This window comes from Cellulosimicrobium funkei (genome assembly GCF_900155925.1).
Lineage (GTDB): Bacteria > Actinomycetota > Actinomycetes > Actinomycetales > Cellulomonadaceae > Cellulosimicrobium > Cellulosimicrobium funkei.
On sequence record NZ_FTMI01000001.1, the window covers coordinates 883,955 to 901,720 of the forward strand.

Here is a 17,766-nt window from a genome sequence, read left to right on the forward strand (position 1 = left end):
CCGCATCAGTAGCGCCAGGCGCGCATGTCCTCCTGGTACGTGCGCTGGACCGTCGGGGACAGCAGGGTCGACGGCGGCAGGTCCCGCGGCGGGTTGTCGGCCGGGAGGCGCGTGGTCGCCGCGAGGGACGCGGCGTCGTGGAAGCGCAGCCCCTCCGGGAGGGGCGTGCGCGCGAAGGGGCCGGGCACGACGTCGGCCGGTCCGCCCGGGAGCGAGAGCGCGAAGCCCCACTCCCCGAAGGAGGGCACGTTGACGGTGAGCGGCACGACGGTGCGCCCGGGCGCCGCGGCGCGGACGGTCGAGACCACCTGCCAGAACGCGTCGGGCGTGAAGTACGACGACGTCGCCTGCGTCGCGAACGCGCCGCCGGGCCGCAGGTGCGCGGCGACCATGCCGTAGAACTCCTGCGAGTAGAGCTTGGCGACACGCTCGGACGAGGGGTCGACGAGGTCGACGAGCACGACGTCGAACGTCTGCGGCGTGTCCTCGACCCAGCGGAACGCGTCGGCGTTGACGACCGTGACGCGGGGGTCGTCGAGCGCGTGCTCGTTCACGGCGGTGAGGAGCCGGTTCTCGCGCGCGAGGTCGGTGACGGCGGGGTCGAGGTCGACGAGCGTGACCTCCTGGACCGAGCCGTAGCGCAGGACCTCGCGCGCGAGGAGGCCGTCGCCGCCGCCGAGGATCGCGACGGACGCGGGCGCCGCGACCGACGTCATCGCCGCGTGCGCGAGCGTCTCGTGGTACCGCGCCTCGTCGACGGAGGAGAACTGGAGCTGGTTGTCGAGGTAGAGGCGCGTATCCCCCTGGTACTCGGTGACGACGATCTGCTGGTAGGCGCTGCGCTCCTGCGCGACGACCGGGTCCTGGTACATCCCCGCGCTGATGCGCGCCTCGAGCCACGACGACGCCGCGAACCCGGCGAGGAGCACGACGAGCGTGACGCCCGCGAGCACCGACCACCGCGGCGGGTGGCCCATGCGCGCGAGCATGAACCCCGCGACGGCGACGTTGAGCACCGCGACCGCGAACGCGGTGCGCACGAGGCCGAGGTAGGGGAGCAGCAGGAAGGGGAACAGCAGCGAGGCGGCGAGCGCGCCGAAGTAGTCGAGCGCGAGCACCTTCGACAGCAGCGAGACGGAGCCTTCGCTCCCCCGCTCCTTGAGCACCGCCACGAGGAGCGGGATCTCGACGCCGATCGCCGTCCCGATCGCGAGCGACAGCACGACGAACACGACCCACGCGAGCTCCGTCGCCGCGTACGCCCAGAACAGCGCGAGCACCGACGTCCCGCCGAGGAGCGAGAGCACGAGCTCGTTGCGCACGAAGCTCAGCCCCGCGGTGCGCTGCAGACGCGGCGCGAGGAGCGAGCCGAGGCCCATGCCGAACAGCGTGAGCCCCGTCGCGACGGAGAACGCGACGACCGAGTCGCCGAACAGGTACGACGCTGCCGTCCCGAGGATGAGCTCGTAGACGAGCCCGCCGACGGCGACGAGCAGCGCGGCGGCGAACACGGTCGGTCGGTCGATGTGGCGCGCCCCCGAGCGCCCGGCGGGCGCGTCGCGGTCCGCGGCCGCGTCCGCCCCCGGCGGGCCGCCGGGCGGGACCTCCTGCTGGTCGAGCACGGTCAGGAGCTGATCGTCCCCGCGATGATGAGGCCGATCGCCACCGCGAGGCCCGCGATCATCACGCCGAACGCGACGTTGTGCTCGTCGACGAGCTCGCGGTGCAGGTTGAGCCGGAACACCTTGTTCGCGACCACGAGCGTGACGAGCAGCAGCACGATGCCGAGCACCGAGTAGAGGACGGTCGAGAAGAAGGACCAGAGGAACGCCAGCGGGGCGGCGGCTGAGATCACGGGGTCTCCCGGGTTCGGGTCGTGGGACGGGCGGACGGGTGCAGGGGTTCGGGGCCGGGACGGGCCGGCGCGGGTCGGGTCACTTGCCGAGCCCTCCGCCGCCCCCGCCGTAGACGGTGCGCCGCACGCACGTGCCGTCGTCGGTCGTGGCGACCTGGCCCGTGGTGGGCGACGTCGTGACGACGGACCGGGGCGTGCACGACGCGCTGCCCGAGGCGGCGCGGGCGGCGCACGACCCGAGACCGAGCAGCACGACCGCCGCGACCGCGAAGGCGACGAACCGCCCGCCGGGGACCGTGCGGGGCGCGACGCGACGCCCGAACAGGCGCTTCTGCTCGGCGCTGTCGAGACGGCGCCCGTGGTAGACGGAGGTGACGGGGCCGAGCGGTCCGGTCGTGCGCTCGATCGACACGATCGTCCCGCGGGCCGAGAGGTCGACGTACTCGACCTCCTGCCCGACGGCGAACGGCTCGGCGAACTGCCCCTCGACGTGCTCGACGCGCCCCGTCCCGTGCTCGCGCACCGTGAGCGTGTGCTGGCGCCCCTCGAGGGTCAGCCCGAGGGTCCGGCCGGTCTGCAGGCCCGAGAGGTCGACGACGGGCGGCCACGGCTCGGTCGGGTGCAGGAGCGTCACGTCGCGCGTGTCGTGGTCGTACTCGACCCACACGTCGGAGCCGTCGTGGGCGAGGAGCTGCCACTCCTCCCACGTGAACGTGGAGCCGCCGTGCACGGTCGAGAGCACGGCGACGGCGCGCGGCGTCGCGCGCTGCGGCGGGGCGCCGACGAGGTGCTCGCCGACGCGCATCGCGAGCCGCGGGCGGGGCGTCCTGCTCACACGAGGCTCCGCACGGCGACGTCGGCGGCGCCGAGCTCCGCGGCGAGGAGCGCGCGCACGTCGTCCGTGAACGTGGCCGACGCCGGGGCGCGGCACGTCGTGAGGGTCACGTAGGCCGTGCCGTCCTCGGGCCAGGTGTGCACGGCGAGGTGCGACTCCGCGAGCAGCAGCACGACGCTGGTGCCCTGCGGCTCGAAGCGGTGGGACACCTCCCCGAGCGGCGTCATCCCGGCCTCGCGGACGATCGCGTCGAGGCAGCGGCGGACGGTCGGGTCGTCGTCGAGCAGCGCCGGGTCCGCGCCCGTCACGTCGAACACGTGGACGAGGTTGCGCTGCACGTCCACGCCCCTGTCGGTCTCGGTCCTGCCGGCCGGCGCGGGCGAGCGGCCCGCGGTCCGGTGGCCGCCGTCGGGCCGCGCACACCCTAGCCGACCTGCGGCGTCGACCGACGGGCGGACCCGCCGCGCGAGACCGGCCGCCCGCCCGCACGGGCGGACGCCGTCCAGGGGGCGGGCGACCGCCGTTCGCCTACGATGCGCGGATGGATGCCGAGTGGTTCGTCGACGCCACGGCGCAGTGCGCCGTGGGTCGGCAGGCGCGCGAGGTCGCGTGGGAGCGGACGCCCCTGGGCCCGCCCGACGAGTGGCCCGAGGCGCTGCGCCACGCCGTCCGCCTGTGCTTCTCGACGCGGTTCCCCGTCATGCTGGTCTGGGGGCCGGACCTCACGCTGATCTACAACGACGGCTACGAGGAGATGCTCGGCACCGCCAAGCACGCGGGCGCGCTGGGCGCCCCGGCGGCGGTGGTGTGGGCGGAGATCTGGGACGAGGTCGGGCCGCTGTTCGACGAGGTCCTGCGCACCGGGCGCGCGTCGTCGGACCGGGACCTGCACCTCGTGATGAACCGCTCCGGCTACGACGAGGAGACGTTCTTCACCTTCTCCTACAGCCCGCTGCGGGACGACGACGGCCGTATCGCGGGCGTGCTCGACATCTCGACGGAGACGACCCTGGCGGTCGTCAACCAACGCCGCCTCGCGATGCTCGGGGAGCTCCAGGGCGCGCTCCCGACGACGTTCACCGACCTGGCGACGTTCGGCCGCCCCGTGCTCGACGTCCTCGCCGGGAGCCCCGACGTCGCGCGCGCCGCGTTCTACGACGTGCGCGGCGCGCGCCCCCGCGTGGTCGGGTCGGTCGGCCCGGAGGCGGAGCCGGCGGAGACCCGCCTCGTCGAGCGCGTGTTCCGGACCCGCCAGCGCATCGTCTCGCAGGGTCTCGTCGTCAAGCCGCTGCGCGACGCGGTGCGCGGCGGCGTGGCCGGGATCCTCGTGCTCCGGGCGAGCCCGCTGCGCCCCTGGGACCGCGACTACGCGCGGTACCTCGCCGGCCTGGCCGCGACGGTCGGGGCCGCGCTGCGCGACGCGGTCCGCCTGCGCACGACGATGGACGCGCTGCGGCTGCGGGTCGAGCGCTCGGAGGAGCAGACGGCGCAGATGCGCGAGGTCGCGCTCGCGCTCCAGCAGGCGGTGCTCACCGAGCCGCCCGACCCCGACCACCTCCAGGTCGCGGTGCACTACCAGCCCGCCGCGCTCGACCGCGACATCGGCGGCGACTGGTACGACGGGTTCGTGACGCCCGACGGCGCGACGACCCTCGTGGTGGGCGACGTCGTCGGCCACGACCTGGCGGCGGCCGTGATGATGGGGCAGCTGCGCGGGCTGGTGCGGGCGATCGGCTACGACAGCGGCGCGTCGCCCGCGCGCGTCCTCGAGCGCGTCGACGCGGCCGTGCAGGGGCTCGCGCTCGGGAGCGGCGCGATCGCGACGGTGATCCTCGCGCGCATCGAGCAGAGCCCGGAGCAGCGTCGCCGCGGGGCCCGGACGGTGCGGTGGTCGAGCGCGGGGCACCTGCCGCCGATGCTCGTCCGGGCGGACGGCCGCGTCGACACGCTCACGCGGCGCAACGACCTGCCGCTCGGCCTCTCGTCGGGCACCGTGCGGACCGAGCACACGGTCGAGCTCTACCCGGACGACACGCTCGTGCTGTACACCGACGGGCTCGTGGAGCGTCGCGGCCACAACCTGCGCGACGACCTGGCCGACCTCGCCCGCGCGCTGGAGGGCACGCACCGCGGGCCCATCGAGGAGGTCGTCGAGGCGGCGCTGACGCGGATGCTGCCGGGGCCGGGCGAGGACGACGTCGCGCTCGTCGTGCTCCGGACCGGCCCGCAGGACGTCCCCGTCACCGACCACGCCGACGCCGTCGCCGACGCGTCGACCGAGCACCGCGCAGCCGTCGTCTGACCCGGCAACCACGGGAGAGGGGTCGTCCCCCGCCCGTGACGGGCGAGGGACGACCCCGGGCCGGCGCCGCTCGGCGGCGCCGGTCGGCCGTCAGCCGCAGGTGGTCGCGGCGTACGGCGCGACGACCTCCGTGCTGACCTGCTCGCCGTCGACCGTCGCCGTGGCGGTGACGGTCGCCTCGCCCGCCTCTGCGGACGGGGCGCGCACCGCGAACGACTGGTACGCGTTCGCCCCCGGGGCCACGGCGGTGACCGCCTTGGTCCCGAACGGCGTGGCGAGCGTGACGTCCACGGGGACGTCCTCGCCGTTCGTCGCGCGCACGGCCACGTAGGCCTTGCCCGCGAGGCAGCGGGTCTCGGCCGTGACGGTCACGTCGAGCGTCGGCTCCTCGCCGTCGTCGCCGGCGTAGACCTGGGCGACCTCGGCATCGGACAGCGCGCGGTCGAAGACGCGCACGTCGTCGATCGTGCCCGGCCAGTAGTCGACCGGGTTGCCGCTCCACTGCCCGCGCCCGATCGTCAGCGGACCGGACGGCGTGGTGCCGCCGCACACGTCGGACTGGCCGACGAGCTCGCCGTTGACGTAGAGCTTGAGCTTCTGGTCGGCCGCGTCGCGGACGCCCACGACGTGGTACCAGTCGCCCAGCACGGGCTGCACGACGTACTCCGCGCGCGGCTCGCCGTCGTAGGAGAAGGCCCACCGGCCGCCCCCGCCGTACTGGAGGTAGAACGCGCTCGAGCCCGTGACCGAGTCCTGGCCGACGATCGTCGACCACGCGCCACCGGGCGTCTTGTCGAGCTGGACCCACGCGGACACCGTGTACGAGCCGGTCGTGTCGACCACGGGACCCTCGGTCGCGAACGACTGGTTCGTGCCGTCGAGCCTGATCGCGGACCCGCTGTCGCCGTGACCGGCGACCCACGTGCCCGTGCCCGACGCCGCGTGGTCGCCGACGCCGTCGGCCGCCGTCGTGCCCTGGCCCTCGTCGAACGACCAGCGGCCCGTGCCGGTCAGCCCCGGGGTGCCCGGGTCGACGGGCGCGGAGCCCTGCACGGCCGCCGCGACGACCCGCTCGTTGGCGTCCTTGACGCGCGCGGCGTCCATCTTGAGGACCCGCCGGTCGTACGTGTAAAAGCCGTTCAGCTCGTTCTCGACGTCGGAGATCTCCGTGTACACCGAGCCGGACAGGTAGCACTGCGCCGGCCGCACGAGCTTCTCGGTGTTCTGCACGTACGCGTCGGTCAGGGCCTCGCTGTTCGCGACGCCGCCGTACGGGTTGGCGGACACGCCCGGCCACATGTGGCCCGGGACGCTCATCGAGAAGCCGCCGTGCTCGCCGTCGATCGCGGCGCGCGTGGCGTCCGGCTTCGGCAGGGCCGGGCCGGTGTACTGGTGCCAGTCGATGATGTCGCCCGTCTTCGAGTCACCCTTGGACGCGCAGCAGTTGTAGCCGGAGTGCGTGTTGAGGATCCGGCTCGGGTCGTAGGCGTCGATCGTGTTCCCGATCCGCGCCGTGTCGGCCAGGTTCCACTCGCCCCAGCCCTCGTTGAACGTCACCCAGCCGACGATCGACGGCACCGAGCGGTGCTGGTCGATGATCGTCTTCATCTCCTGCTCCCAGAAGACGCGCGACGCCGGGTCCGTGTCGCCGTTGTCGAACCACCCGCTCGGGATGTCCTGCCAGACCATGAGGCCCAGCGTGTCGGCGTGGTGGTACCAGCGGGCCGGCTCCACCTTGATGTGCTTGCGCACCGTGTTGAAGCCCAGGTCCTTGTGCGCCTGGAGGTCGAACACGTACGCCTCGTCGGACGCCGGCGTGTAGATGCCGTCCGGCCAGTAGCCCTGGTCGAGAGTCGACATGAGGAAGGTCCTCTCGCCGTTCAGCAGGATGCGCTGGACGCCGTCCACCTCGGAGACCTCGATCGAGCGCATGCCCGCGTACGACGCCACGGTGTCGGTCGAGTCCCCGTCGGTGAGCGTGACGTCGACGTCGTAGAGGTACGGGTCGTCGGGCGACCACAGGTGCGCGTCCGGGATCTCGACCGCGAGCAGCTCGTTCGCGGCGCCGGTCGCGGTGCCGACCTCGGTGCCGTCCGCGTCCCGCACGACGGCGGTGACCTCGGCCGCGTCGGACGCGGAGGCCGACTGCGCGGTCACCGCCAGGACGCCGGCCTCGACGTCGGGCGTCGTGACGACGGCGTCGATCGCCGCCGCCGGGACGGGCTCCATCCACACCGTCTGCCAGATGCCCGACGTCGGGGTGTAGAAGATGCCGCCCGGGTTGAGCGTCTGCTTGCCGACGGCCTGGTTGCTGCCGTCCGTCGTGTCGACGACGCGCACGACGAGCTCCTGCTCCGCGCCCGCGACGAGCGCGTCGGTGACGTCGAACGAGAACGCGTCGTAGCCGCCGCGGTGCGTGCCGACCTCCTGGCCGTTCACGTACGCCGTCGCGACGTAGTCGACCGCACCGAAGTTCAGGCGCAGCCGGTTGTCGCTCCCGACCGCCCAGTCCTGCGGCACCTCGAACGTGCGGCGGTAGAACATGTCGTCCTCACGCCGCTCGATGCCCGACAGCGCGGACTCGACCGCGTACGGGACGACGATCTCCTCGTCGAGGTCGCGGCCGCTCGGCACGGCGTCGTCGGACTCCGCCGCCTCGAACTGCCACACGCCGTTGAGGTTCTGCCACGCGTCGCGCGTGAGCTGGGGACGCGGGTACTCCGGCAGCGGGTTCGTCGGGTCGAAGTCGTCGGCCCACGGGGTCTGGATCCGGAACTCGGAACCGTTCGTGACCGGCAGGTTGAGCGGCCCGACCTTCTCGCCGCCGACCGTCAGGTCGCCCTCGCCGTCGTAGACGAGGCGCGCGGTCGACGCGCGGTCGACGGGCTCGGCCAGCGTGATGCCGAGGACGTCGCCCTGCACCGCGACCTGCGCGACGGGCCACGCGAGCTGGTCGACCTGGACCTTGAGGTGGTCGACGAGGCTCTCGTCGACGCCGCCCGCGGCGCCCTCGAACGCCACGTTGAGGCTCGTGCCGTCGCTCTCGAGCGCGGCCTGCGCGGGGAAGACGACGAAGTCGTCGGGGTACGTGAAGGCGTCGGTCGGCACGATCTCACGTTGCTGCGAAGGGCTCTGCCACCGCAACCGGAGGTGCGACCCGCCGGTGTTCTGGAACATCTCCATGCGGAACGCGTACTCCTGGCCCGCCTGGAGCTGCACCGGCGCGGACGTCTGCTCGACGTCCCAGTCGTCGACCCAGTGGTCGATGACGAGCCGGTCGTCGATCCACAGCCGGAACCCGTTGTCGCCGATCGCGGAGAACGTGTACGCCTCGCTGTAGTCGGGCGTGATCTGCCCCGTCCAGCGCGCGGACGTGCGCTCGCCGCGGCCGGTGAGCTCGGCGAACGTCGGGACCAGGTTGGGGAACTCGATCCGCTGGTCGGGGATCGTGGCCTTGAGGTCGGTGAGCGGCCAGCCGGGTCCGCCGGACAGGAAGTACTCGCCCTTGAGCCCGTTGTCGAGGTCCTGGGCCGCGACGTCCTGCGTGGCCTCGTCGGTCGGGGCCGACGGCGTCGCGGTCGCCCCCGCCGCCGTCGCCACGGCCAGGGGCACCGTGAGCGCGGCGGCCAGTGCCGCCGCCAGGATCCTCGCCGGTCTGCCCCGTGGGGGTGCTACCGCTGTCATGGACTGCATCCGTGCTTCCTCCTCGTCGAGTGAATCCAGGGACTGCACGACGCGGCGGCGAACCGGGCACCGATGCTCCGGCGGTCGCCGTCCTTGGCGCACCGCACAACGTCTCCCCAGAATCAAACAACTTCCACCAGAAAAAGACAACAGGTCACACCACGGAACACCAGATCGGGGTCGCGGGGGCAGGCGCCGCGCCGCCTCGTCGGCGCGTGCGCGAGAGGTCGAGGTGGTGCGCGACCGCCTCGGGCGTGAGGGTCGGCGGCCCGCTGACGCCGCAAGTGTGGGAGGTTGGGAGCCGACAGAGTTCCCGCGTCGGCCGGCCTCCACAGAAACAGGCACCCGCATGGCTCACGAGAGCACCCCGGCCGTACATCCCACCGACCCGCTGCACGGGGGCCTGCACGCCACGGCCGACACGTGGGAGCTCTGGGGCGAGGTCGACTACGCGGTCGTCCAGGCCGCGAAGCACCGCCTGGGCACGACCGGTGGACCACTGCACATCGACGCCTCGCGAGTCACGTTCCTGGACTCCGCCGGCGTCGGCCTCCTCCTGATCGCCGCCGGCGCGCCCGCCCCGCCGACGATCCTGGGCTGCAGCGACTACGTCCGAGACGCCCTCGCGCTCGCCGGGGCGACCGACCTGTTCCTGTGGAGCACCTCGCCCTGAGCACCGGCCGCTCCGCGGGCCTGTCCGGGCTGCGCCGGCAGCGCCCCGTCAGCGGTGGATGAGCGACGTCCAGTCGGGCGGCACGCGGTCGGCAGGGCCGGGCGACCCCTGCTCGGGCGGCCGGGACAGCGGCGCGGCGAGGTGCGGGCCCTCGAGCACCTGCTCGGTCTCGAAGTCCCAGTACCACTCCTCACCCGGCTCGAACGAGCGCATGAGCCGGTGGCCGGTCTCGTCGTAGTGCGCGGTCGCATGCTGCGCGGGCGACGTGTCGCAGCAGCCGACGTGCCCGCACGTCGCGCACCGGCGCAGGTGCACCCACCAGCCGCCGGCCTCGTCGCACTCGGCGCACCCGGTGCCGCTCGGCGGCACCTCGACACGTACCGCGGTGGCGAGGGCGGCCGCGAGCGCAGGGTCGTCGAGACCCTCGCCGTTGACGTTCGGCGCGCGGTCCGTCGTCACCGCGCCCCCGCCCCGGCGGCCCGGACGACCGGCGCCCACGCCTCGGGGTCGAGAGCGGGCGCGGGTTCTGCCGCAGCCCAGGCGCGGCAGTCGTCGATCGTCGCGGACAGCAGCGCGCGCAGGCGCTCGTCCGGGTCGCTCACGCACGCCTCGGCGATGCCCTGCACCGCCGCGGAGATGATGCTCGGTGCGGCGTCGCGCACGAACCGCGTGGGCCGCAGTCGCGCGCCCTCGCAGAACCGCTGCGCCCACCGCGCGGTGCGCGGGCAGCTCGCGAGCGCGTCGGCCGACTCCGCGCTCAGCGTGCCCGCGGGGCGGTCGTCGAGGACGTCGAGCATCTTCTCGGCACCGATGATCGCCACCGCGAGCGTCTGCTGCCGGTCCGCCGGGGCGATCGGCAGCGCCGTCACGGCGGCGCGCAGCGCGATGCGCACGTCCCAGTGCGGGTCGTCGCTCGTCAGCCCGATGACGGACGGGATGAGCGGCGCGAGCCTCGGACGCTCCGGGTCGACCGTGAGGTCGTTCACGGCGCGCGCGAGCATCGCGAGCAGCGGATGGGTGCACCGTGGATGGTCGCTCCAGCGCTCTCCCGCGAGATACGACGCGAGCTCCATGAAGCACGCACCCTTCTTCGGGTTGCGGTGCTTGCCACGGCCCAGCATCGGCAGCATGTCGTAGGTGTCGGTCACGAGGTCACCCCCACAGCGGGTCCGGTCCTTTGTCCAGTCTGCGCCGGGGTCCCGCCGTTGGCAACGGGAGGAGTGACGCACGACACAGCACGATCGGTACGGGTCGTCCCGTACCCCCGCGCGCGGCCGCGTACGGAGAGCACGTAGGGGTGTTGTCCAGCGTCTCGGGACGCTCCTAGCGTCCTGGACGCGACCGAGCGCCCGCCCGGCCGCGTCGGAACGACGAGGGGAGGCGTCGAGGATGACTCGTGCCGTGCGCAGGACCGGAGTACGGGCGACCGCCGTGGGCGTCGCCGTCGTGGCGACGGGCTTCCTGGTCCCGGCGTCCGCCTCGGGCGGCTGGGACTACGCCGAGCGAGGACCGGAGACCTGGCGCGACCACTACCCGACCTGCGAGGGCGCCGCGCAGTCGCCGGTCGACATCCGTCGGGGGTCCGCCGTCGATGCCGACGGCACTCCCGTCGAGGGCGTCACGCTGGACTACGCGCGGTCGAGCGAGGTGACGGTGCGGCACACCGGGCACACCGTGCAGGTCGACGTGCCGGCCGGCGCGGGCACGCTCGACGTGGGCGGCACCGCCTACGAGCTGCGTCAGCTCCACTTCCACACGCCGAGCGAGCACCGTCTCTCCGGGGTGGCGCAGCCCGTGGAGCTGCACCTGGTCCATGCCGCGCCGGACGGCAGCCTGGCGGTCGTGGGCCTGCTCTACCGCGAACGTGCGGCGGACGCGGCGCTGCACCCGGTCCTGTCCGACCTGCCGGGCTCCCCGCAGGACGACGCGCGCCGGGTCACGCTCGCCCTCGACCGCGTCGTCCCGGACGACCTGGACGTCTACTCCTACGCGGGGTCGCTCACGACGCCGCCCTGCTCCGAGACCGTCACGTGGTTCGTGGCGAAGGACGTCCGCCCGCTCTCGTCGGGACAGGTGAGCGGGCTGGAGGAGCTCTTCGACGGGCCCGAGTTCCCCCGGGGCAACGCGCGCCCGGTCCAGCCGCTCGGCGGACGACCGGTCCACGCGACGGAGCTGGAGACGGACTGACCGCGGGTCGCGTCGCCGCGTCCCGCGCCGCCGGTCTCGGTGCCGGTCGCGGTGCCGGTCGCGCCGCCGGTCTCGGTGCCGGTCTCAGTGCCGGTCTCAGTGCCGGGCGCGGCGCACGAGCGCCCGCAGGGCCCACACCCCGACCCCGGCCGCCGCGACCCACGGCCCCGCCACGAGGACCGGGTCGAGGACCTGGTGCCGCGTGTCGACCCGCCCGCGCCGCGACCGGATCCCGTGCCCGTGGAGCTCGCCGACGACGCCGGTCTCGGTCACCGGGTCGTCCGGGTGCAGGGAGGCGAACGACCGCAGGTGGCTCTCGACGGCGTCGACGCGATCGCCCGCCAGGAGCAGCAGCCAGTGGGCCGCCCGGCCCTCGCTGAACCGGCGGTACGCGTACCGCCGGACCGCCCCGGACGCCCCGTGCAGCGGCACGGACGTGCCGAACACCGGGGTGAGGTGCGCGTGCTCGACCGACCGCTCGCGCGGCCGGAGCTCGGGCTGCTGCTCCGGGACGTCCCAGTGGGCACCCGTGGCCGCGGGGTCGTAGACCTCGCGCGGGTACGACGGCCGGTCCCTCGGGTCCAGGTCGACGCCCCAGCCGGGGACGCGGGCGCGGAGCGCGTCGGCGTCCACGGGTCGCCGTGCGGGGCCGGCGACGTACGGCGTCTCGGTGGCCGGGGGCCGGGTCGCGGTGGTCGGGTCGAGCGGTGCGGCGTGCGTCATGGTGCTCCTCCTCAGTCCTCGTCCACGACGACGACGGGCTTGATGCACCCGTCGAGCTTGGCGGAGAAGATGTGGTAGCCCTCGGCGATGTGCTCGAGCGGCACGTGGTGGGTGATGACGTCGCGCGGCGTGAGGTAGCCCGCGCGGACGTGCTCCAGGAGTCGGGGCCACTGCCGCTTCACGGGGGCCTGGTTCATGCGGAGCGTGAGCCCCTTGTTCATCGCGTCGCCGAACTTCACCGACGTGAACAGCGGGCCGTAGGCGCCCATGACGGAGACGGTGCCGCCCTTGCGCACGGCGTCGATCGCCCAGTTGAGCGCGACCGGCGACCCGGCCTGCAGCTTGAGCTTCGCGCTCGTGACGTGCTGGAGCAGGTTGCCGTCGGCCTCGGCCCCGACGGCGTCGATCACGCGGTCGGCGCCGAGCCAGTCCGTCTCCGTCTTGAGGTGCACGACGACGTCGTCGACCTCGGTGAAGTTCACCGTCTCCGCGAGCGCGAACTCGCGGGCCTTGGCGAGCCGGTAGTCGAGGTGGTCGACGACGATGACGCGCGCCGCGCCGAGCAGCCACGCCGTGCGGGCCGCGAAGAGCCCGACCGGGCCGGCACCCAGGACGACGACGACGTCCCCCTCGGCGATCTCGGCGAGCTGCGCGCCGAAGTACCCGGTCGCGAGCGCGTCGGTGCACAGGAGCGCGTCCTCGGGGTGGAGCCAGTCCGGGATCACCGACGGCCCGACGTCCGCGAAGGGGACGCGGACGTACTGCGCCTGGCCGCCGTCGTACCCGCCGGTCGTGTGCGAGTAGCCGTAGATGCCGCCCACCGCCGTCGCGTTGGGGTTGACGTTGTGGCAGTTCGAGTAGAGGCCCCGCGCGCAGAAGAAGCACGAGCCGCAGTAGATGTTGAACGGCACCATCACGCGGTCCCCCACGCTGAGGTTCCGCACCGACGGCCCGACCTCCTCGACGACCCCGACGATCTCGTGGCCGAACGTGTGGCCGACCCGGGTGTCAGGCATCATCCCGTGGTAGAGGTGCAGGTCGGAGCCGCAGATCGCCGCCCGCGTGACCCGGACGACGGCGTCGTTCGGGTGCTCGATCACCGGCTCCGGCTTCTCCTCGACCCGGACCTTGTACGGCCCGCGGTACGTCATCGCTCGCATGGTGGCTCCTCGGTGCTCGGCTGGTCTCCCAGCGTGCGCGCGACCCCGGCACCCGCATCTCAGGGCGGGGAGCACCGCGACCGCCCCAGGACCGGACACGGACGGACGCGCCGATGCCTTAGACGCGGGAGCCCACCTCAGACGCCTCAGGCCACGGGCGACGCCCGGCCTAAGGCACCCCCGGACGAACGGTGCGCGGTCGACCGATGCGACGGCCCGGTGCTCAGGACGACTGTGAGTCTCGGACAGGCAGGGAGCCTGGGAGACGGGGACGACCATGAGCACGCACATCGATCCGACGTTCGACGCGGACCTCGAGTACCGCGCCGAGCGCCTGCGGGCGGACCTGCGGCACGACGAGCCCGCGCTGCTGCACTGGTGGCGCGGCCGTCGTCGTCGCCACGACCACCCGGCGCGGTGACCGCGCCGCCCGACGCCGCCGACGAGGCACCTCTCGCCGGCGGCGTCGTCGTGTCCGACGAGGGGTCCCGCCCTGCCGGGGGCGGCCGATCGGCTGGTCACGTGTCGGTGCCCGCTGCGAGGATGGGGACCGTGCCCCGACCCTCCACGCGCGCGCCCTTCGTGGCCCGCGCGGCCGAGCTCGACGTGCTCGCCGCGGCGGTCGAGCGCGCGCGCCGCGGCGAGCCGGGCGTCGTGCTCGTCGGTGCGGACGCGGGGGTGGGCAAGACGCGCCTGCTCACGCGCGCGGCGGAGCTCGCGGCCGGGACGGGCGCGACGGTGGTGTGGAGCCACTGCGTCGACCTCGGCGAGGTCGGCCTCCCCTACCTCCCCTTCTCCGAGGCGCTCACCACCCTGCGCGCCCAGCACCCCGCCGTCGACGAGACGGTCGCGGCCCGGCCCGCGCTCGCACGCCTGCTCGACGCCGGCACCCCGGCCGACGACGAGCAGAGCCAGGGCGAGCGCCTCCAGCTCTTCGAGAGCGTCGCCGCCGCGATCGCGGCGTCCGGGACGCCCGAGGCGCCGCTCGTGCTCGTCGTCGAGGACCTGCACTGGGCGGACCCGTCGAGCCGCGACGTCCTGCGCTTCGTCGTCGCACGCCTGCGCGCGGAGCACGTCCTCGTCGTCGCGAGCTACCGCGCGGACGACCTGCACCGCCGCCACCCCCTGCGCCCGGTGCTCGCGGAGCTGCTGCGCCACCCGCGCGTCGAGCACGTGCAGCTCTCGCCCTTCACCGAGCGCGAGCTGCGGGAGTTCACGACGGCGCTCGCCGGCAGCCCGCTGCCGCCCGCCGCGTTCGAGTCCGTGCGCACGCGCTCCGAGGGGAACGCCTACTTCGCGGAGGAGCTCGTCGAGTCGGGCCTGGGCGACGAGCTGCCGTGGTCGCTCGCGGACGTGCTGCGCGCCCGCCTGGAAGGGCTCGACCCCGCCGTCCAGCACCTCGTGCGCGTCGCGTCGGTCTCGGGACGTCAGGTGAGCGAGCCGCTCCTGCGGGCCGCGCTGGCGCGGGACACCGACGCGGGCGAGCCCGCGGACCGGTCGTCCGGGCGCCCGTTCGACGCCGCGCTGCGCGAGGCCATCGCGCACCACGTCCTCGCGGTCGAGGGCGACGGCGCGCGCGACACGGTCGTGTTCCGGCACGCGCTGCTCGCCGAGGCGGTCGCGTCCGACCTGCTCCCGGGCGAGCGCGTCGGCGTGCACCGCGCCTACCTCGCCGCGCTCGACGACGACCCGCAGCTCGGCTCCCCCGCCCTGCGGGCCCACCACGCGCTCGCCGCGCACGACCTCCCGGCCGCGCTCACCGCGTCGCGCGCCGCGGCGCGCAAGGCGGCGCGCGTGCTCGCGCCCGCGGAGGAGCTCCGGCACCTCGAGCAGGTGCTCGCGCTGTGGCAGGCCGTGCCCGACGCCGCGACCCTCCTCGGCGAAGACCGCGTCACCGTCGCGCTCGCCGCCGCCGGGGCCGCGAGCCGCGCGGGCGAGCCGGACCGCGCGGTGGCGCTGGCGCGGCGCGTCGTCGAGGGCACCGCCGACGACCCGATGCGGCAGGCGTCGCTGCGGCACGTGCTGTCCCGGTACCTGCTCGGCGCGGAGGAGGTCGAGGAGACCCTCGCGCACACCGAGGCGGCGCTCGCCGTCCTGCCCGTCGAGCCGCCGTCGCTCGACCGCGCGTGGACGCTGGCCATGCGGGCGCGCGCCGCGATGAACGCCGACCTCGACGAGCTCGCCGCCGAGGTCGCGGCGGAGGCGATCAACGTCGCGCACCGCCTCGACGCGCCCGACGTCGAGGCCGACGTGCTGACCACGATGGCGATCCTCGAGGTCGCGGACGACGACCGCGCCGCGGTGCTGCTGGCCCAGGCCCGCGAGCGCGCGGTCGAGGCGGGCGACATCCTCACCGAGCTGCGCTGCTGGTACAACATCGCCGCGAACCGCTACTACGCGGGCCGCATCGACGAGGCCCTCCAGGTCACGGAGGACGGCCTCGACCGCGCGCGGGCGACCGGCCTCGGGTGGAGCGCGTACGGCGTCGAGCTGCGCCTGTTCCGCGACCTCGTCCGGTACGTGCTCGGCGACCTCACCCCCACGGACACCGCGGGCGAGACCATGCCCGAGGGCTCCGCGCCGCAGCTGTCGTGCGTCCAGCTCTACGCCGCCGTCGCGCGCGGCGACGCGGACGCGATCGCGCGGGGCACGGCGCTGCGGCGCGACTGGTTCCGGGACGGGCAGATCGCGCTCATCTCGGGCGGGTGCTCGATCGACGCCCTCACGTGGGCCGGGCGACGCGACGAGGCGGTGGCGCTCGCCGTCGAGCTCGTCGACCACCTGGGCCGCACGTGGAGCGACTACTTCCTGGGCCGCATCTGGATCTCCGCCCTCGCGCTCGCAGCCCTCGCCGACGCCGCGGACGCCGCCCGCCTCCAGGGCGCGGCCGGGGCCGCCACGGTCCGCGAGCTCGTCGCCCGCGGGGCCGAGCTGCTCGACGCCGCCCGCACGACCGCCGAGCGCGGCCGCCCCCGCGGGGGGCGGCTCGGGCCGGAGGGCCGCGCGTGGCTCGCGCGCGCGGCGGCGGAGCACTCCCGCCTCACCGGCACGGACGACCCCGCGCTGTGGGAGGAGACGACGCGCCTCTTCGACTACGGCTACCGGTACGAGGTCGCGCGGTCCCGGTTCCGGTGGGCCCAGGCCCTGCTCGGGGCGGGCGACCGCAACGCCGCCGAGATCGAGGCGGCGCAGGCGCTCGAGGAGGCCGAGGCCATGGGCGCGGCGCCGCTCGCCGAGGCGGTCCGCGCGCTCGGGCGGCGCGGTCGCCTGGACCTGCCGGGCGTCCGCCGGTCCACGACGGCCGTCCTCACCGAGCGCGAGGAGGAGGTCCTGCTGCTCGTCGCGCAGGGCCTGACCAACCGGCAGATCGGCGAGCGCCTGTTCATCTCCGGGAAGACCGTGAGCGTGCACGTGTCGAACGTCCTCGCCAAGCTCGGGGCGTCGGGGCGCGCCGAGGCCGTCTCGCTCGCGCACCAGCGCGGCCTGCTCGAGGTCTGACGCGTGGACCCGTCGCCCGGGGCGCTCGTGCTCGTGCGGCACGGGCAGAGCACGTTCAACGCGGGCGACCGCTTCACCGGGCTGCTCGACGTGCCGCTCTCCGACGTCGGGGTCGCCGAGGCGCGCCGCGCGGCGCGGCTCCTCGCGGACGCCGTCGCGCGCGAGCCCGCGCTCGCCCCGCGGCGCGTCGTGACCTCGCCGCTCGTGCGCGCGTCCGCGACGGCCGCCGTCGTGGCCGAGGCCCTGCCCGGGCCGCCGCCGCTCGCGGTCGAGTGGCGGCTCGTCGAGCGGCACTACGGCGCGTTCACCGACAAGCCGCGCGACGTCGTCCGCCGCGACTACGGCGAGGCCGCCTACTGGCGCTACCGCCGGTCGTACCTGCACCGGCCGCCACCGCTCGCCGACGACGACCCGGCGCGCGCCCTCGTCGACGACACGCTCCTGCGCCTGCCCGACGCCGCGCGCGCCACCCTGCGGCCGGACGCCGAGTCCCTCGCGGACGTCGTCGAGCGCCTGCGCCCCTTCTGGGCCGCCACCCGCACGCGGCTCGTGCACGGGGAGGCGGTGCTCGTCGTCGGGCACGGCAACTCGCTGCGCGCCCTGTCCGTGCTCGTCGACGACCTCACGCCCGAGGAGGTCCAGGACCTCGACGTGCCCACCGGGCACCCGCTCGTCCACCGCTTCACCGCCGGGCCCGACGCCGCGCTCGTCCCGGAGGTCGGCGGCGGCACCTACCTCGACGCGCAGGGCGCCGAGCACGCGGTCACGGACCTCCGGGCCCGCGGGGGCACCTGACGGGTCCACGTCCACCGCGGCGCACCGGCCGGGCGAGCGCGCCCCGAGCCGGCG

Annotated in this window: 15 protein-coding genes; 6 read left to right on the forward strand and 9 right to left on the reverse strand. The window is 74.7% G+C overall.

The features are described 5' to 3' along the window. Positions 1-5: 5 nt before the first annotated feature. The 4 genes from BXA05_RS03830 to BXA05_RS03845 all read right to left on the reverse strand — a co-directional run bounded on the left by BXA05_RS03830 (position 6) and on the right by BXA05_RS03845 (position 3,028). On the reverse strand, positions 6-1,622 hold the full coding sequence (locus BXA05_RS03830) for a polyamine aminopropyltransferase (RefSeq protein ID WP_083711362.1): 1,617 nt from the start codon (positions 1,620-1,622) through the stop codon (positions 6-8). Between the two features lie 2 nt (positions 1,623-1,624). Further along, positions 1,625-1,855, reverse strand: a complete 231-nt coding sequence (locus BXA05_RS03835) for a DUF350 domain-containing protein (protein WP_034656213.1) — start codon at positions 1,853-1,855, stop codon at positions 1,625-1,627. A 79-nt stretch (positions 1,856-1,934) separates the two neighbouring features. Further along, entirely contained in the window at positions 1,935-2,690 is a 756-nt protein-coding gene (locus BXA05_RS03840; protein ID WP_143311024.1) for a DUF4178 domain-containing protein, read from the reverse strand. Beyond that, positions 2,687-3,028: an S-adenosylmethionine decarboxylase family protein gene (locus BXA05_RS03845; RefSeq protein WP_211435814.1), complete on the reverse strand. Its 342-nt coding sequence runs from the start codon at positions 3,026-3,028 to the stop codon at positions 2,687-2,689. The genes BXA05_RS03840 and BXA05_RS03845 overlap by 4 nt, the downstream gene beginning before the upstream one ends. Before the next feature lie 203 nt (positions 3,029-3,231). Between BXA05_RS03845 and BXA05_RS03850 the strand changes: the two genes are divergently transcribed. After that, entirely contained in the window at positions 3,232-4,992 is a 1,761-nt protein-coding gene (locus BXA05_RS03850) for a SpoIIE family protein phosphatase (protein WP_076403958.1), read from the forward strand. A 90-nt stretch (positions 4,993-5,082) separates the two neighbouring features. Here BXA05_RS03850 and BXA05_RS03855 read toward each other — a convergent pair whose 3' ends face one another. Further along, the gene (locus BXA05_RS03855) at positions 5,083-8,592 is read right to left on the reverse strand and encodes a LamG-like jellyroll fold domain-containing protein (RefSeq protein WP_211435815.1); all 3,510 of its coding nucleotides are present in this window, start codon (positions 8,590-8,592) and stop codon (positions 5,083-5,085) included. Positions 8,593-9,025: 433 nt separating this feature from the next. On the opposite strand from BXA05_RS03855, the gene BXA05_RS03860 reads away from it, so the two are divergent. Beyond that, complete coding sequence (locus BXA05_RS03860; protein ID WP_076403960.1) at positions 9,026-9,349, forward strand: STAS domain-containing protein; 324 nt, start codon at positions 9,026-9,028, stop codon at positions 9,347-9,349. A gap of 48 nt (positions 9,350-9,397) precedes the next feature. On the opposite strand, the gene BXA05_RS03865 is transcribed toward BXA05_RS03860, so the two are convergent. Beyond that, entirely contained in the window at positions 9,398-9,718 is a 321-nt protein-coding gene (locus BXA05_RS03865; protein WP_076404117.1) for a UBP-type zinc finger domain-containing protein, read from the reverse strand. A gap of 86 nt (positions 9,719-9,804) precedes the next feature. Continuing rightward, positions 9,805-10,497 (reverse strand): hypothetical protein, encoded by a 693-nt coding sequence (locus tag BXA05_RS03870; protein ID WP_021480893.1) that lies wholly within the window; start codon positions 10,495-10,497, stop codon positions 9,805-9,807. A 253-nt stretch (positions 10,498-10,750) separates the two neighbouring features. Between BXA05_RS03870 and BXA05_RS03875 the strand changes: the two genes are divergently transcribed. Then, positions 10,751-11,536: a carbonic anhydrase gene (locus tag BXA05_RS03875; protein WP_076403961.1), complete on the forward strand. Its 786-nt coding sequence runs from the start codon at positions 10,751-10,753 to the stop codon at positions 11,534-11,536. Between the two features lie 96 nt (positions 11,537-11,632). Here BXA05_RS03875 and BXA05_RS03880 read toward each other — a convergent pair whose 3' ends face one another. Beyond that, a complete protein-coding gene (locus tag BXA05_RS03880; protein ID WP_244550371.1) occupies positions 11,633-12,259 on the reverse strand; it encodes a hypothetical protein in 627 nt (208 codons plus the stop codon). Positions 12,260-12,270: 11 nt separating this feature from the next. Continuing rightward, positions 12,271-13,419 carry a zinc-dependent alcohol dehydrogenase gene (locus BXA05_RS03885; RefSeq protein WP_076403962.1) on the reverse strand — a complete coding sequence of 383 codons (1,149 nt, stop codon included), beginning with the start codon at positions 13,417-13,419 and terminating at the stop codon, positions 12,271-12,273. A gap of 277 nt (positions 13,420-13,696) precedes the next feature. Here BXA05_RS03885 and BXA05_RS19940 point away from each other — a divergent pair, with 277 nt between their 5' ends. From BXA05_RS19940 to BXA05_RS03895, 3 genes are all read left to right on the forward strand, one after another. After that, the gene (locus BXA05_RS19940; RefSeq protein ID WP_158097151.1) at positions 13,697-13,840 is read left to right on the forward strand and encodes a hypothetical protein; all 144 of its coding nucleotides are present in this window, start codon (positions 13,697-13,699) and stop codon (positions 13,838-13,840) included. Between the two features lie 131 nt (positions 13,841-13,971). After that, positions 13,972-16,917, forward strand: coding sequence for a helix-turn-helix transcriptional regulator (locus BXA05_RS20640; RefSeq protein ID WP_280174297.1), 2,946 nt, complete (start codon positions 13,972-13,974; stop codon positions 16,915-16,917). Positions 16,918-16,920: 3 nt separating this feature from the next. Further along, entirely contained in the window at positions 16,921-17,712 is a 792-nt protein-coding gene (locus BXA05_RS03895) for a 2,3-bisphosphoglycerate-dependent phosphoglycerate mutase (RefSeq protein WP_076403963.1), read from the forward strand. Positions 17,713-17,766: the final 54 nt, after the last annotated feature.

What these genes read in the sequence shown, in the direction of transcription:
- BXA05_RS03850 (WP_076403958.1), top strand. Translation starts at nt 3,232, where the DNA reads ATGGATGCCGAGTGGTTCGTCGACGCCACGGCGCAGTGCGCCGTGGGT.
- BXA05_RS03860 (WP_076403960.1), top strand. Translation starts at nt 9,026, where the DNA reads ATGGCTCACGAGAGCACCCCGGCCGTACATCCCACCGACCCGCTGCAC.
- BXA05_RS03880 (WP_244550371.1), bottom strand. Translation starts at nt 12,259, where the DNA reads ATGACGCACGCCGCACCGCTCGACCCGACCACCGCGACCCGGCCCCCG.
- BXA05_RS03885 (WP_076403962.1), bottom strand. Translation starts at nt 13,419, where the DNA reads ATGCGAGCGATGACGTACCGCGGGCCGTACAAGGTCCGGGTCGAGGAG.
- BXA05_RS19940 (WP_158097151.1), top strand. Translation starts at nt 13,697, where the DNA reads ATGAGCACGCACATCGATCCGACGTTCGACGCGGACCTCGAGTACCGC.